The organism is Streptodolium elevatio, from assembly GCF_053592165.1.
On sequence record NZ_JBSFVE010000005.1, the window covers coordinates 186,945 to 202,252 of the forward strand.

A 15,308-nucleotide genomic window follows, 5' to 3' on the forward strand; every position below is an offset into this window, starting at 1 on the left:
CGACGCGCGCGGCGGCCCGCTACGGGGCGTCCATGTCCTGCTCGCCGACGCGCCGCACGACCGCCGCGTGCCGCCGACCCGTGGCGAACTTCACCGGGATCATCAGCAGCCACAGCCAGATCGCGTGTCCGCCCAGCGGCCAGGCCAGCGGGATGGACACCGCGAACACCGCGACCGTCGCCCCCGTGTCGGTGATCCACGACCGCACCAGCTCGGGCGGAATCGGGTGTTCGTTGAGCCACGGGCGTCGCGCGCGGAGCAGCACCAGTCCGATCTGGGTCACGTCCGTGGCGGCGATCGTCGCGGCGTACACGGCCACCGACACCGGCTCGTTCCCGTACTCGGACAACAAGGAGGTGGGGAACGGCAGGAACGCGATGAAGCCGAGCCCGAGCAGTGTGACGGCGATGATCGGCCGGTCCACCGCGCGCAGGCCGCGCAGCACGCGCCCGTGGTCGAGCCAGAAGGCGCCGATGATGACGAAGCTCAGCGCGTACGCGGAGATCTTCTGCGGCAGGTCGCCGAGCGCCTCGTCGAAATCCGCGGTGCTCAGCCCCGGCGGCACGGAGATGTCCAGGACCAGCAGGGTCATCGCGATCGAGAACACGCCGTCGGAGAGGGCGATGAGCCGCTCCGGCCCGTGCTGGTCGGCGCGGACCCGGGTCGGTGCAACCATGCGGTCGACCCTAGGCCCTGCCCGCGGCAATCCCCGGACGCGCGGCCGCCCGGTCGCCCACCCGGGTGACACCGGTCGCCCGCTTGTCGTCTCGGCGCGGATCCCCGCGGTTGCCGCGGTATGCCAAACCCGCGGGCGCGGCGGTACGTTACCGGCGTGGGTCGTCACCACGACGAGGCCGGTCCACGGCTTACCTCCGGCGTGGCGAGCGTGGCATCGAGTGTGAGCGGGTCTGCGTATGCGGCACCATCCTGGGCTCGGTTTCGGCCGCGGCGCGCCGCCGTTCCGCGTCGGGCGCCCGTCCGCGAGAACCCGTCCCCGCAAATGTGAAAAGCTTCGCTGATCTGCGACGCGGGGGGCGGGGCGGAAATCGCCCCGGCGACGGCGCGGATGCGGGAGCGAGAGGTTGCGGAGGGGGTGTGCGCCGTGCTGGCCTGGGAGCCGCTGGAGGCCGGTGACCCGGCCGAGGTGGGGCCGTACCAGGTGCTGGCCCGGCTCGGTGCGGGCGGCATGGGCCGCGTCTACCTCGCGCGGTCGGCCGCGGGCCGGTGGGTGGCGGTCAAGACCATACGTCCCGAGTTCACCACCGTCGGCGAGTTCCGGCGGCGCTTCGCGCACGAGGCGCAGGCGGCGGCCCGGGTCAGCGGGGTGTTCACCGCGTCGGTGGTCGACAGCGACCCCGGCGCCCGGGTGCCGTGGATCGCGACCGCGTACGTGCCCGCGCCTTCGCTCAAGCGCCTCATCAAGACGTGCGGGCCGCAGCCGGTCGACACCGTGATGTGGCTCGGTGCGGGCATCGCGGAGGCGCTGCAGTCCATCCACGCCGTCGGCGTCGTGCACCGCGACCTCAAGCCGTCCAACATCCTGCTCGACGAACACGGCCCGCGGGTCATCGACTTCGGCGTGGTCCACGCGGAAGGGACGTACGTCTCCACGGGGGGTACGGCGGCGATCGGCACGCCCGGGTACATGTCGCCGGAACAGGCGTACGGCAACGTGCAGGTGACCACCGCGAGCGACGTCTACGCGCTCGGCCTGACCCTGATCTGCCTCGCCACCGGCCAGCACGAACTGCCCGTGCACGCGCCGACCGAACTCGACGAGCCGCTGCGCGGCATCGTCGAACGCTGCCTGCGCCGGGACGCCCGGCACCGCCCCGAGCCCGCCGAGGTCATCCGTCTGCTCGCCGCCGAGGTCGACCTCGTGGCGCACGACAACGCGCGCGGCTGGCTCGGCGACCGGGAATGGGAACTGGTGCGCGCCTTCCGCGACGCACCCATGCCCGCGATGCCCGAGCAGCGCACCCAGTCCGTTCCACCGCCGCCGCGCGTGCCGCCCGGCGTGGTGGCTCCCGGCGCGGTCGGGCCCGGCGCGGTTCCGCCGGGTGCCGTTCCGCCCGGTCCCACGGGTCACCACCCCGCCGCACCGCCGGTGCCGACCGGCCGCCATCCCGTTGCCGCCGGGCCGACGGGACACCATCCCGCCGCTCCGCCCGCGGCCGGGCCCGCCCTGGTGCCGCCGACCGGACACCAGCGGGCCGTACCGCAGTTGCCCGATCCGCCGGAGGCCCGTGCCAAGCGGTACGCCGCGGCCCGCGCGTACGTTCCGCCGCAGTCCGCGTCGGAGCAGGCGACCATCGCGCACTACGACCAGGCCTGCCGTCTGCTGCACGACGGGCACGTGAGCGATGCGGCCGAGGCGTTCCGCCAGGCCACCCAGGTCGCCGGACAGGTCTTCGGGCCGTGGCACGCGTACGCGGTGTGCTCGCTCCTCGGCAGCATTCACGCGACCGGCCGTCTCGGGTGGGCCGCCGCCGCCCGGGACCAGGCACTGTCCGCCACGCAGGGCGCATTCCGCGCGCTCGGCGCCGACCACCCCTACACGCTGCTCCTGCGCGGCGAACACGCGCACTGGCTCGGCCACTCCGGCGACGTGCCGGGCGCCGCGGAAGCGGCGGGCCTGCTGGCCGGGGACTATCTGCGGACGATGGGCGAGCTCGCCGCGGACACGCTGTCGGTGCGCGCCGAGTGGGCGATGTGGATCGCGAAGGTAGGCGATGTCGACCGCGCCGTACGCCACTTCGAGCGCCTCGTCGGCGACTGCCGGACCGCGCTGGGCGAGGACTCCCTGGTGACGCTCGATGTCAAGAACGCCTTCGCGCACTGGATCGGCGTGCAGGGCGACACCGCGCGCGCGGTGCACCTCTACACGCTGCTCGTCGGTGAGGCGCAGGCGGCGCAGGGCACGGGCAGCGCCTACGCGGCGAGCGTACGCACACGCCTGGAATACTGGACGGCGCGCGGCTAGTGCTGTGACCGGAGAGGTTCACCGGTTCCCGGCGCCCGGCACCCCGCCTCGCTGCGTTGCAGGCCCTCGCGAGTACGACCGAGTACGAGCTTCGGGCCTGCGCCTTGCGATGCAGGGCACCGAACACCGGGAACCGGCAAACCTTCCCGGCCACAGCACTAGCCATCGCGTCGGCGCGGTACGTTGCGGAGCATCACGTTGTTGACGGGGCCGGTCGCCGCTCCGCCGGCTCAGCTCGCGGTGATTCGTGACTTCTTGGCCTTGTTGCCGCAGGTGTTCATCGAGCACCAGCGGCGGTTGGCCCCGCGGCTGGTGTCGAGGAACAGCCCCGCGCACGCCGGGCCTTCGCAGTTCTTGATGCGGCCGCGGTCGGGCCCCCCGAGTACGCGGATGGCATCCGTGGCCAGGACCCCGAGGGCGTCACCGACAGGGGTTGTCTGCGTCAGGTGCCATCCTGCTCGTTCGTTGTCCAGTGCAGCTTTCGCATGCCCAGCGGCAGCGATCGTGTTGAGGATGCGGACATCCTTGGGTTCCGGTCGTTCGCCTGCGGCGATCGCCGACCCGATTCGGTAGATCGCCTCGCGCAGTTCGACGGCGTCTTTCAGATCGGTCGGCGACACATCTGCGACGTCGAGCCCCGCGGCCTCCAGCCACATCTTCAGCCGTTCCGTATCGGTCAGCCGCTCCCTCGGCGTCCGGCCGGCGCGATCGCTGACGGTGGCGGTGAACCGGAACGCCGGGACCTCGTTGTCCATCCGGAACACACGACGTACGTCCTCGGTCATTCCAACCTCCGCAGTGAGCAGGACTACGCGCTGAACCGCTTCAGGCGGTTCCTTGCGATCGTAACTCCATGGCATCCTTGAACCGCCTTAGACGGTTCAAGGAAAGGAGCGCTCGGCGTGAGCAGCACTGCGGTCATCGGTCTGGGAGCCATGGGGAGACCCATCGCACGCAACCTCTTGAAGGCCGGCCACGACGTCGTGGTGTGGAACCGCTCCGACGGGCCCGCGGTCGAACTGGTCGGAGCGGGTGCCCGTCGTGCCGCCTCGGTGGCCGAGGCCATGCGGGCGCCGGTGGTCTTCTCGATCCTGTCCGACGATCGGGCCGTCGCCGAGACGTTCATCGACTCCGGTGTCCTCGCACAGATCCCGGACGGGACCGTTCACGTCAACCTCGCCACCGTGAGTACGGGCCTGGCTCGCCGGCTCGGCGCAGCGCACGCCGAGCACGGTGTCGGATATGTCGCGGCACCGGTCTTCGGCCGCGTTCCGGTCGCCGAAGCCGGGGCACTCAACGTCCTTGCGGCCGGCGAGCCGGCGCTGCTCGACCGCGTGCAGCCGTTCTTCGACGTGATCGGCTCGCGGACCTGGAGACTGGGCGACCGTCCGGAGCAGGCCAACATCGTGAAGATCCTCGGGAACTACCTGATCGCCTGCACGATCCAGTCGCTGGGCGAGGCCGTCAGCCTCGCGGAGGGCGCCGGTGTCGACTCCGGTCAGTTCGTCGAGCTGCTGACTTCGACACTCTTCCCCGGGGCCGTCTACTCCGGATACGGGTCGATGATTGCCGAACGGCGCTACCAGCCGGCCGGATTCACCGCGGTCCTGGGCCGCAAGGACCTCCACCTCGCGCTCGATGAAGCGACCGACCAAGGCATTCCCCTCCCGATCGGTCGACTGCTGCGTGCGGTCTTCGATGAGGCCATCGCCGACGGTCGTGGGACGGACGACTGGGCGGTCATCGCGGAACAGCAGCCGCGGTGACCACCGATCGCCCACGATCGAGGCGGCATGACCCCGACCGGTGGCCCCGGGGTGTGGCCCGGGGTCTACCGGTGGATCAGCGGGCCTCCGCAATCGGCGCGGCCTTCCGGGGGGCTTGCTTATCGCCCTCGTCGATCGGGTCCTCCTCGTCGACCAGCACCTTGGGTACATCGCGCAGCAGGAACAACGCCGCCACCCCGGCCGCCAAGGCCAGCGCCGCACTGGTCAGCAGCGCCACGTGCATGCCGGTCACGAACGCGTCCCGCGACGCGTCCACGACCCGGGCGCCGAGATCGGCGGGCATCCCCGCCGCGCTGTGCCGTGCCGCCCCGATCGAGTCCTCGACGGCGCCGCGCGCCGACTCCGGCACGTCGGCGGGCACGTCGACGGACGTGCGGTAGACGGCGTTCAGGATGCTTCCCAGCAGTGCCATGCCGAGCGCCGCGCCCAGTTCCGTCGCGGTCTCGGAGATCGCCGACGCCGACCCCGCGCGGTCCTTCGGCACCGACGCCAGGATCGTGTCGCCGGTCACCGTCATGGCCATCCCCATGCCGAGCGCGCACGGCGCCATCCCCAGGACCAGCAGCGGGTAGTTGGAGGACGCCCCCGACAGCGTGTAGAGGGAGAAGCCGGCCGCCGCGAGCGTCATCCCCACGGCCACCAGCCGGGCCCGGCCCAGCACGGTGATCAGCGGTGCCGCGGCGACCCCGCCCAGCATCGCGAAGACGCCGCCCGGCAGCCCCGCGAGCCCGGCCTTCAGGGGCGACCAGCCGAGCACCAGTTGGAAGTACTGGGCGAACAGCAGCGATTGCGCCACGAGCGCGAACATCGCCATGAGGTTCGCCAGGATCGACCCCGTGAACGCCTTGCGCCGGAACAGCGCCACGTCGATCAGCGGGTTGTCGATGCGCCGCTGCCGCCGGACGAACGCCCCGGCCGCCACCACACCCACCAGCAGCGCCACCGCGACGCGGCCCTGCATGAGCCCGCCGGACGCCGCCTCCTTCACCGCGTACACCAACCCGATCACCCCGGCGATCGACAGCGGCACGCTCATCAAGTCCAGGCGCTGCGGGCGCGGATCCCGCGACTCGGGCAGGATCACCGCGCCGGCCACGAACGCCACCGCCATCAGCGGGACGTTGACCAGGAACACCGAGCCCCACCAGAAATGGTCCAGCAGCAGTCCGCCGAACACCGGGCCGAGCCCCACGCCGAGCGCGCCCACGCCCATGCTGATGCCGACGGCGGCCGTACGCTCCTTCGGATCGGTGAAGACGTTCCGGACGATCGACAGCGTGGACGGCATGATCGTGGCGCCGGCCACGCCGAGGAGCGTGCGGGCCGCAATGAGCGTCTCGGCGTTCCAGGCGTACGCGGTCAGCAGCGACGCCGCACCGAAGGCCACCGTGCCGATCAGGAACAGCTTCTTGCGCCCCACGCGGTCGCCGAGCACGCCCATGGTCACCAGCAGGCCGGCGAGTGCGAAGCCGTACGCGTCCGCGATCCACAGGATCTGGTTTGCGGACGGGTCGACGTCCGAGACCAGTCCCGGGATGGCCAGGTGCAGCGCGGTCAGGTCGACGGACAGGACGACGACCGCAAGGCAGCCGACGGCCACAGTGGCCCACTTGCGGGCGGCCGAGTACTGCACCGGGGGACCGGCCTGCCGGGTCGATGTGTGCGAGGAATCCATGCGGCAACCGTGCCGTCCGGCGCTGACCGCGCACTGACCGTCCGCTGACCGCGCCACGCACTCCTCAGGTGCGGACCGACTCCAGGGCGTCGCCCACCGCACTCCGCTCGACCGCGCGGCCGCGGGCGTACGCCTCCTCGAACTCCGCGTCCCCCAACTTCGCACGTGCGCGTTTCGTCACGCGCGCCACATCCAGGTTTCCGGGCACCGCCGAACCCCGGGTCGCGACCCCCAGCCCGAGCAGCCACGCCGCCCCGGCCGCGTCGCCGTCCTCCACCGCCGCGCCCGCGAGCGCTTCGACGGCTTCGGCCGTGAGCATCAGGTTGCCCTGCGAGTACGTCAAGTCCAGTGCCGCGTATGCGAGTCCGCGGGCCTTGTGGGCGTCCCCCGAGGTCGCCGACGTCCACGCCAGCGAGACGAGGATGTACGCCTGCGCGGAGGCGCTGTCGAACAGGTCCGCCGGGCACTCCGCGAGCGCCCGCTCCTGGAGCCGCTTCGCCTCCGCGAGGTCCCCGGCGTGCCGGGCCAGGTCGCCCAGGCCGCTGCGCCCGAGCGCCAGGGTCGTGGGCCGCCCGGTCCGCTCGGCCGACTCCATGACGTGCCTGTAGAGGTCCCGCGCGGCGTCGTGGTCGCCCAGCCGCAGGACCATCTCGGCGCGCCGCACCAGCAGGTCGTCGATGTCCTCGGTGATGCCCAACTCCCGCATCATGGCCAGCGCTTCGTCCATGAGGGCGAGGCCGCCCGGGATGTCGCCCGCCCAGTCCGCGAACACCGCGAGCTGGTCCAGCGCGTTGGCCATGCCCCAGGCGTCGCCCAGGACCCGGAAGCTCTCCAAGGCGTTCTGGAAGTAGGCGCGCGCCTCCGGGATCTTGCCGCCGTACAACTCCGTGAAGCCGTAGCCGAGGCACATGACGGCCTGCGACCACGGGTCGTCGCCCATGTGCGAGGCGGTCCGCTCCTGGTCCGAGCCCTCCGGGCCGAGTGCCACCGCGATGAGGATGAACAGCTCCGGCTGGCGCGGCGGTTCGGTGAGGCTGAACAGCAGCGGCTGGGCGCGGGCGATGCGCCGGGCGCGCGTGCCGTCGTCGTGATCGGCGGTCTCCGCCAGCGACCCCAGCAGGCACAGCAGGTACGCCTCCGTCATCCCCGGCGGCGGCTCGTCGCCCACCGCGGCCAGGAGTTGGCCGGCTAGGCCGCCCGCCTCGTGCCGCAGCCCGCGCAGCCACCAGTACCAGGCGAGCGCCGCGTTCAGGCGCAGCCCGAGCGGCGGGTCGTTGTCGATCGTCCAGCGCAGTGCGGCGCGTAGGTTGGTGTGTTCCGCGCTGAGCCGGTCCAGCCATCCGATCTGCTCGCCGGTGCGCAGGAACGGCATGGCGCGCTCGGCGAGTTCGAGGCAGTACTCGGCGTGCGCGCGGTGTACGGCGTCGTGTTCACCCGCCTCGTCGAGGCGCTCCGATCCGTAGAGGCGGATCGTCTCGAACATGCGGTAGCGGCCGTCGGTGCCGTCGATCAGCGACTTGTCCGCGAGGTCGGCGAGGAGTTCGACGGCCTCCTCCTCGGGCAGGCCGCACACCCGGGCCGCCGACGCGATCGTGGCACCGCCCCGGAACACCGTGAGTTTGCGGGCGAGTTCCTGCTCCGCTTCGTCGAGGAGGTCCCAGCTCCACGCCACCACGGCGCGCAGGGTCTGGTGGCGCGGGGCCGCGGTACGGTTGCCGCGCGACAGCAGCCGGAACCGGTCGCCGAGGCGCGCGGCGACCTCGTCGAGCGGCAGCGCGCGCAGGCGGGCGGCGGCCAGTTCGATGGCCAGCGGCAGTCCGTCGAGCGCCGCGCACACGGCGAGCACGGTCGGCAGCGTGTCGGCGTCGATCGTGAAGTCGGGGCGGACCGCGCTCGCGCGGTCCGCGAACAGGCGCACCGCCGGCGCGGCCAGCGCTTCGTCGAGCTGCGTGCCTTCCGCGGGAACCGCCAACCTCGGCACGGGGCAAAGGGTTTCGCCGGTGATGCCGAGCGCCTCGCGGCTGGTCGCGAGGATGCGTACGTCCGGACAGGCGCTGAGCAGCGTGTGGGCGAGCCGCGCGACCTGGGCGACGATCTGCTCGCAGTTGTCCAGGATCAGCAGTACCTTGCGCGCGGTCAGGCCCGCCACCAGGCGTGCGGTGCCGGTCTCCGGGGAACTGGCCGGCAGCAGACCTGCCTCGCGCAGGCCGAGCGCGGTGAGCATGGCGGCCACGAGTTCGTCGCCGCGACGTACGGCCGCGAGGTCGATGAAGCAGACGTCACCGCTGTCGCGGCGGCCCGCCTCGACCGAGAGGCGCGTCTTGCCGGCGCCGCCCGGCCCGGTCAGCGTCACCAGGCGTGCCGCGCCGAGCAGCGCGCCGACCCGCTCCAGTTCCGTGTCGCGGCCCACGAAGCTCGTCAACTGGGCGGGCAGGCCCAGGTGTTCGCCCTCGGTGGGGACGGCGGGCGCGGCGGCCGGGGTGAGCGAGGGGGCTGAGCGCAGGATGTCCAGGTGCACGGCGGCGAGTTCGGCCGAGGGGTCGGCGCCGAGTTCGTCCGCAAGCAGGGTGCGGGTGTTCTCGTACGCGGCCAGCGCCTCCGCCTGCCGGCCCGCTCCGTACAGCGCGCGCATCAGTTGGCCGACCAGCCGCTCGCGCAGCGGGTTCTCCGCGACCAGCCGCTGCAACTCGCCCACTACCTGCGCGTGTCGGCCGAGCGCGAGTGCGGCCTCGGCGCGGTCGGCCAGGGCGTCCAGCCGCAGTTCGCCCCAGGCGGAGGCCTGGGTGGCGGCGAAGGGCGCGTCCATGACGTCGGCGAAGGCAGGGCCGCGCCACAGGTTCAGGGCCTCGTCGAGCAGGCGGTGGGCGTCGGCGTGGCCGCCGATGGCGAGTGCGCGGCGTCCCTCGCGGACCAGGCGCTCGAAGCGGTGCGCGTCCACCTGCTCGGGGTCGACGGCCAAGCGGTATCCGGCGGCGTGGAACTCGACGAGCTTGTCGGTGCCCGAGTCGTCGCGCAGACCACGCCGCAGCCGCGACACCTGCGATTGCAGGGCGTTGGTGGCGTCCCCGGGAGGCGCCTCGCCGTAGAGGCCGGCGACCAGCGTCTGCGCGGGCACGATGCGGCCCGCGTCCAGGAGCAGCAGGGCGAGGAGGGAGCGTACGCGGGGGCCGCCCACGGCGACCGGCGTACCGTCCTGGTGACGTGCCTCGACCGGGCCCAGAATGCCGAACAACATGCAGCGATTCTGGCTCATCGGCTGGAAGGTGTGGGCGGCGAGGTGCCCGCCCGCGCAATCGGGCCGACCGTGGCCCGCCGAGGCCGTCTCCGGGCCGACCCCGGCGACACCGTCGCGTCGCGCGCGTGCGGTGCCGCCGGGTGATGTTCCTGGGCCGGGCGCGTCGGGAGCGCCGGGCGTGCCGGGCGCGTCAGCCCGCGAACCAGCCGCCGTCCACCGGCATGATCGCGCCGTTGACGTACGACGCGGCGTCCGACGCCAGGAACACCGCGACCGACGCCATCTGCTCCGGCTCGGCCATCGCCCCGGCGTTCATCAGGACGCCGGCGAGCCGGCCGAAGCCCTGTTCGCTCATTTCGCCCTGCACGATGTTGGTGTTGACGCCGCCCGGGCATATCGCGTTGGCGCGCACACCCTGCTCGCGGTACATGTACGCGATGCTCCGGGTCAGCCCCACCACGCCGTGCTTGGACGCGGTGTACGACGGCCCGCCGCAACCGCCGCGGATGCCCGCCTCGGACGCCGTGTTGATGATGCTGCCCTTGCTCTCCAGCAGGTGCGGGAGCGCGGCGCGCGCGACGAGGAAGACACCGGTCAGGTTGACGCCGATGGTGCGCTGCCACTCGGCCAGCGAGATGTCCTCCAGCACGCCCATGGAGTCGAGCACGCCGGCGTTGTTGCAGAGCACGTCGAGGCTGCCGTACGCGGACACCGTCGCGGCGACCATGGCCGCCACCGACTCCTCGTCCGAGACGTCGACGCGCAGCGCCGTCGCCGTGCCGCCCGCGGCCTGGATCTCCGCGACGGTCTTGGCCGCGGTCTCCTCGGAGAGGTCGGCGACCACGACGCGGTCACCGAGCGCCGCGAACGCGATCGACATCGCCCGGCCGATGCCGGAACCGCCGCCGGTGACCAGGACCGTGCGGGCGGACTGCTCGGGGGTAACACTCATGATCGCTGCTCCTTGGACGACGCGGTGACGAGCCGCCGGAACCGCGCGGTTGATTGACTGCGCGTCAGATCCGGCGCGGTACACCGTATGGCACGCTGTGCCAAAAAGGGACCTCCCGGGGAAGGCAATTTCCGTCGGTGAGGCGCGTACTTCGGTGCACTACGCGGGCGCCGGGATCGACACCGCGAGGGTGATCACCGTGGGGACGTCGCCCGTGTTGCGGTAGGCGTGTGCGTGGTGCGCCTCGAAGTGCGCGGTCGAGCCCTGCGGTACGCGGTACTCCCGCCCGTCCACGACGAGCGTCAGCTCGCCCTCGTCGACCCTGACCAGTTCGGCGCTGCCCGGCGGGTGCGCGTCGGAGTCGTGCCCCTCGCCCGGCATGATCCGCCACGTCCACAGCTCCAGAGGGCCGGGTGCCTCGGTCCCGGCGAGCAGCACGCCGCTGCTCCCGGCGTCGGTGCGCCACAGTTCGACGGCGTCCTCGGCGGCGGTGACGCGTACGGTCGGCGCGTCCGAGTAGTCCAGCAGTTGCGCGATGCTCACACCGAGCGCGTCGGCCACCCGGATCACGGTGCCGATGCTCGGGTTGGTCCTGGCCTGCTCGATCTGGATGAGGATGCCCCGGCTGACCCCCGCGCGTGCGGCGAGCCGGTCCAGGCTGAAACCGCGGGCTTGCCGCACGCGCTTGGCGTTGCGGGCGAGCGATTGGGCGACGATTTCCAGGTCGGGCATCAGACCGTCCAATATTCTGGATGACATCATTCACTCTGCTGCACTACGTTGTAATGCACTGCTTTGTTCACCGTACTGCACTGCGGGGTCATCTTGACTGTCACTCTGGCGCTCGTCACGAGCGTGCTGTGGGGCTTCGCCGACTTCGGCGCGGGGCTGCTCGCCCGTCGCCTGCCCGCGGCACGCGTGGTGGTCCTGTCCCAGACCGCCGCATGTGTGGTGCTCGGGGCGGTTGTCCTGGCGATGGGCGCGGTGTCCGAGGCCGGCCCGCGCCTGTGGTTCGCGGTCGCCGCCGGCCTCGTCGGACCACTGGCGCTGCTGTGCTTCTACGAGGCCCTGGCCCGCGGGCCGATGGGCGTCGTCTCGCCCCTGGCCACGGCCGGCGTGGTCATCCCGGTGTCGGTCGGCCTCGCGGTGGACGGCGACCGGCCAGGGCCCCTCCAGTACGTCGGCATCGCCGTCGCCATCGCCGGGATCGCCCTCGCGGGCGGCGGCAAGCTGGGCGGCGGCGGCGCGGTACAGCGGCAGACGCTGCTGCTCACCGCGGGCGCGGCCGTCGGCTTCGGCAGCGTGTTCGCCCTGATCGCCGAGGCCTCGGCGAGTCTGACGGGGTTGCTGCTCGCGCAGTTCGTGCAGCGCTGCGTCAACGTCGTCGTGGGCGGCACGGTGATGGTGGCCACCGAGCGGCGGCCGAAGGCGGGCGACGCGACTGGAGAGGGCGGCGAGGGCGGCGCGGCCGACGCGGGCGGCCTGCGGAGGCGGATTCCTCGGCCCAGGTCGACGCGGATCCTTGCCAAGGTGCGCCCGGGCGGCGGGGGAACTCCCGTGCCGGAGCCGCGGGTTCCCGGGCCGGCACGTACCGCGGCCCCAGCTGCCGTGCGTGCTGCCGCCACAGCCGGCGTCACAGCCGGCGTCACCGTCGCGGCGGCGCCGAAGGCGGGATCGCTCGCGCCTCGTTCGGCCGCACGTGCGATTCCCTGGGCCCTGCTCCCCGCGCTCACGATCGTCGGCGTGACGGACGTGGCGGCGAACGGCACGTACGCCACGGCCGCCCAGCACGGCCCCGTCACCGTCGCGGCCGTCCTCGGTTCGCTGTACCCCGTGATCACCGCACTTGCGGCCGTCGTGTTCCTCAAGGAACGGCTACTGCCGCCACAGGCCGTGGGCGCGGGGCTCGCGCTGGCCGGGACCGTGCTCCTGGCCGCCGGTTGACGCAGGGTGACGCCCACGTAGGCCGCGATCCGACGCTTGCCGGCCTGGCCCGTACCGATGGCGACGCTCACTCAACGGACGCATGCCAGGACGACGTGTTGCGGGGCGACGACCCGGAGGTCAGGGACGTCCCGCGCCCGGCACCGCGACGCGAGCCGCCTCGACCCGCCCGGCCCGCAGTTCGCGGGACTTCTCGGCATCCCCGAGCGTTTCCGCCGTGACCATCAACAGCGTGCGCCGGTCTCCGCCGCCGAGCACACACGCGATAGCCCGGCGCCCCTCCGGCAGTTCGATGCCGTCGGTGACCTCGCCGCCCTCGCGGACCCGGATGAAGCGGCGCGAGACCGGGCACGAGACCCAGACCGCGCCCTCGGCGTCGAGGCAGATCCCGTCGGGATGGTCGCCGTCGCCGAGCGCCGCGAAGACCCGCCGCCCGGACAGCGATCCGTCCGTCGCCACATCGAACGCCGTCAGCCGCCGCGCGGCGCTCTCGGCCACCACCAGCAGCCCGGCGTCCGGCGAGAGCGCCATGCCGTTGGCGCAATTGAGGTCGTCGGCAACAGCCCGCGCGGTGCCGTCCGGCGCGATGCCGATCAGCGGCATCGGCTCGGGGCGGCTGCCGTGGGTGTGGAAGTCGTAGCCCATCTGCCCGACGTACGCGAAGCCGTCCGACCGCACCACCATGTCGTTGACGTGGTGCCGCCCGAGGCCGGCGAGGTCGGCGTGCGTCGTCAGCACGCCGTCGCGCAGCCGCAGCACCCGCCGCTCGGCCATCGAGACCACGAGCAGGTCGCCGTCCGGCAGCCAGCCGAGGCCGGAGAGCTGATCCGCGTGCTCCGCGACAACCGTCTCGGCCTTGACGGGAGTCGCCAAGTCGTCGGGGACGTCCACGGCCAGGACCTGATGGCCGATCAGGTCGGAGAGCCACAGCCGTCCGTCGTGCCAGCGGGGGCCCTCGCCGAAGCAGAGGCCGTCAAGGATCGTCGTACGCGTCACCATGCCGTCCTGCGTACCCGACCCGCCTCAAGATAGGAAGGCACGCCTGCCTCCGGCCGGTATGTGCGCGGGGAGTCCGCTGCCGCCGTGGCTCGCACGGCGACAGCGGGCGGCGCCCGGTCAGGGCAGGTAGCCGGTGTGGGTGATCGGTTCGACGGGGCCCGTCAGGCGTTCGCCTGCCCGGGCCAGGCCGGCCAGCAGGACGTTGCGCAGTTCGGCGGGTTCGACGACGTCGTCGTACGACAGCGCGTTCGCCGAACGCCACGGCCCCGACGCCTCGTTCGCGACCAGGCGGGCCCGCGTGGCGTCGTCCTGCTTGGCGGTCGCCGCACCGGCGGCGGCCGGGATGCCGCCGAGGGTGACGCCCGGGAAGGCGTACGACACCGTCTGCGCGTCGAACGGGTTCATCGCCATCACCGACGACCCGAACCCGAACGCCTTGCGCAGCGTCACGTGCAACTTCGGCACCCGCAACCGGTGTTGCGCGGCGAACATGCGGGCAGAGGCGCGCAGGATCCCGGCCTTCTCGGAAGCCGTCCCGGCCAGCACGCCCGGGTTGTCGGCGAGGAACACCACCGGCAGGTGGAACGCTCCGCACACGTCGAGGAACCGCGCCGATTTTGCGGCGGCGTCCGCGTCGATCGTGCCCGCGCGTACGGACGGCTGGTTCGCGAGCACGGCGACCGCGTGGCCGCCGAGACGCGCGAATGCGGTGAGGACCGAGGCGCCGTACTTCGGCTGGATCTCCAGCACGCTCTTCGCGTCGAAGACCGTGTCGAGCACGGCGCGCATGTCGTACGGCCGCCGCGCGTCGGGCGGGATCAGGTCCAGCAGCGCGTCCGTCGAGCGCGGTGCGGTGTCCGCGTTGCCTTGCTCGGCACCGGCGTACGGCGGCCGCTGCCACGCGTTCGAGGGCAGGTAGGACAGGTAGCGGCGGGCGAGCGCCAGGGCCGCCGCGTCGTCCGTGACCGCGTTGTGCGCGACGCCGCTGAGCGCGCAGTGCACGGCACTGCCGCCGAGTGTCTGCTTGTCGACCTGCTCGCCGGTCGCCGCCGCGACGAGGGGCGGGCCCGCGGTGAAGAGTGCGCCCGAGCCCTCGACCATGACCACGAAGTCCGACAGCGGTGCGGTGAGCGCGCCGTGCCCGGCCGACGGCCCCACGACGATCGCGATCGTCGGTACGCGCCCGGCGAGTTCCGCGATGGCCTGGAGGTCGTTGGGCGAGGCGGTGTGGCCCTGGAGCGCGTTGGTCGCTCGGTGGCCCGCGCCCTCGAGGATCATGACGAGCGGGGCCCGCTCCTGGCCCGCCAGTCGGGCGAGCCGCGCCCGCTTGGCCGCCGCCGACGCGCCGATCGAACCGCCCTGCACGGTGAAGTCCTCGGCGCCGACGAACACGGTGCGCCCGGCGATGCGGCCGGAGCCCGCCACGAAAGCGTCGGCTGGCGACTCGGCGCCGCCCGCGAGTGTGCCCAGCTCGTCGAACGAGTCGGGGTCGAGGAGAGCGCGGATCCGGGCGCGGGCGTTGAGCCGGCCGGCGGCTCCGTAGCGGGCGAGTTTCGCCGGGCCGCCCATCGCCCGGGAGGCCGTACGGCGTCCCGCGAGGTCGTCGAGCAGCGGCTTCCAGGCGTCGCGGTGTGAAGGACTTCCGGTCATCCGCTGATAGTAGACCGAGTCAAGCATTTGGGGGAGGGGGTCCTCGGGCTCGGGACGACTCTCGGGTCGAAGCCGTCGCAAAC

At 72.7% G+C, this 15,308-nt stretch carries 11 protein-coding genes; 3 read left to right on the forward strand and 8 right to left on the reverse strand.

The window, feature by feature from the left end; genetic code table 11:
* Positions 1–19 precede the first annotated feature (19 nt).
* Positions 20–676 carry a TMEM175 family protein gene (locus ACWD12_RS12510; RefSeq protein ID WP_450099514.1) on the reverse strand — a complete coding sequence of 219 codons (657 nt, stop codon included), beginning with the start codon at positions 674–676 and terminating at the stop codon, positions 20–22.
* Positions 677–1,102: 426 nt separating this feature from the next.
* On the opposite strand from ACWD12_RS12510, the gene ACWD12_RS12515 reads away from it, so the two are divergent.
* Positions 1,103–2,983, forward strand: a complete 1,881-nt coding sequence (locus ACWD12_RS12515; RefSeq protein WP_450099515.1) for a protein kinase domain-containing protein — start codon at positions 1,103–1,105, stop codon at positions 2,981–2,983.
* A gap of 230 nt (positions 2,984–3,213) precedes the next feature.
* Here ACWD12_RS12515 and ACWD12_RS12520 read toward each other — a convergent pair whose 3' ends face one another.
* Positions 3,214–3,768 carry a CGNR zinc finger domain-containing protein gene (locus ACWD12_RS12520; RefSeq protein ID WP_450099516.1) on the reverse strand — a complete coding sequence of 185 codons (555 nt, stop codon included), beginning with the start codon at positions 3,766–3,768 and terminating at the stop codon, positions 3,214–3,216.
* Positions 3,769–3,885: 117 nt separating this feature from the next.
* Here ACWD12_RS12520 and ACWD12_RS12525 point away from each other — a divergent pair, with 117 nt between their 5' ends.
* The gene (locus ACWD12_RS12525) at positions 3,886–4,749 is read left to right on the forward strand and encodes an NAD(P)-dependent oxidoreductase (protein WP_450099517.1); all 864 of its coding nucleotides are present in this window, start codon (positions 3,886–3,888) and stop codon (positions 4,747–4,749) included.
* Positions 4,750–4,825: 76 nt separating this feature from the next.
* Here the strand turns inward: ACWD12_RS12525 and ACWD12_RS12530 are convergent, their stop codons facing one another.
* The 4 genes from ACWD12_RS12530 to ACWD12_RS12545 all read right to left on the reverse strand — a co-directional run bounded on the left by ACWD12_RS12530 (position 4,826) and on the right by ACWD12_RS12545 (position 11,364).
* A complete protein-coding gene (locus ACWD12_RS12530) occupies positions 4,826–6,445 on the reverse strand; it encodes an MFS transporter (RefSeq protein ID WP_450099518.1) in 1,620 nt (539 codons plus the stop codon).
* 64 nt (positions 6,446–6,509) lie between these two features.
* Positions 6,510–9,680 (reverse strand): BTAD domain-containing putative transcriptional regulator, encoded by a 3,171-nt coding sequence (locus tag ACWD12_RS12535; RefSeq protein WP_450099519.1) that lies wholly within the window; start codon positions 9,678–9,680, stop codon positions 6,510–6,512.
* Between the two features lie 190 nt (positions 9,681–9,870).
* Positions 9,871–10,632: an SDR family NAD(P)-dependent oxidoreductase gene (locus ACWD12_RS12540; RefSeq protein ID WP_358363547.1), complete on the reverse strand. Its 762-nt coding sequence runs from the start codon at positions 10,630–10,632 to the stop codon at positions 9,871–9,873.
* Positions 10,633–10,791: 159 nt separating this feature from the next.
* Positions 10,792–11,364, reverse strand: coding sequence for an XRE family transcriptional regulator (locus ACWD12_RS12545; protein WP_450099520.1), 573 nt, complete (start codon positions 11,362–11,364; stop codon positions 10,792–10,794).
* 93 nt (positions 11,365–11,457) lie between these two features.
* On the opposite strand from ACWD12_RS12545, the gene ACWD12_RS12550 reads away from it, so the two are divergent.
* The gene (locus ACWD12_RS12550; protein ID WP_450099521.1) at positions 11,458–12,576 is read left to right on the forward strand and encodes an EamA family transporter; all 1,119 of its coding nucleotides are present in this window, start codon (positions 11,458–11,460) and stop codon (positions 12,574–12,576) included.
* Positions 12,577–12,696: 120 nt separating this feature from the next.
* On the opposite strand, the gene ACWD12_RS12555 is transcribed toward ACWD12_RS12550, so the two are convergent.
* Complete coding sequence (locus ACWD12_RS12555; protein WP_358363542.1) at positions 12,697–13,575, reverse strand: SMP-30/gluconolactonase/LRE family protein; 879 nt, start codon at positions 13,573–13,575, stop codon at positions 12,697–12,699.
* Positions 13,576–13,692: 117 nt separating this feature from the next.
* A complete protein-coding gene (locus tag ACWD12_RS12560; RefSeq protein WP_450099522.1) occupies positions 13,693–15,225 on the reverse strand; it encodes an acyl-CoA carboxylase subunit beta in 1,533 nt (510 codons plus the stop codon).
* Between the last annotated feature and the right edge of the window lie 83 nt (positions 15,226–15,308).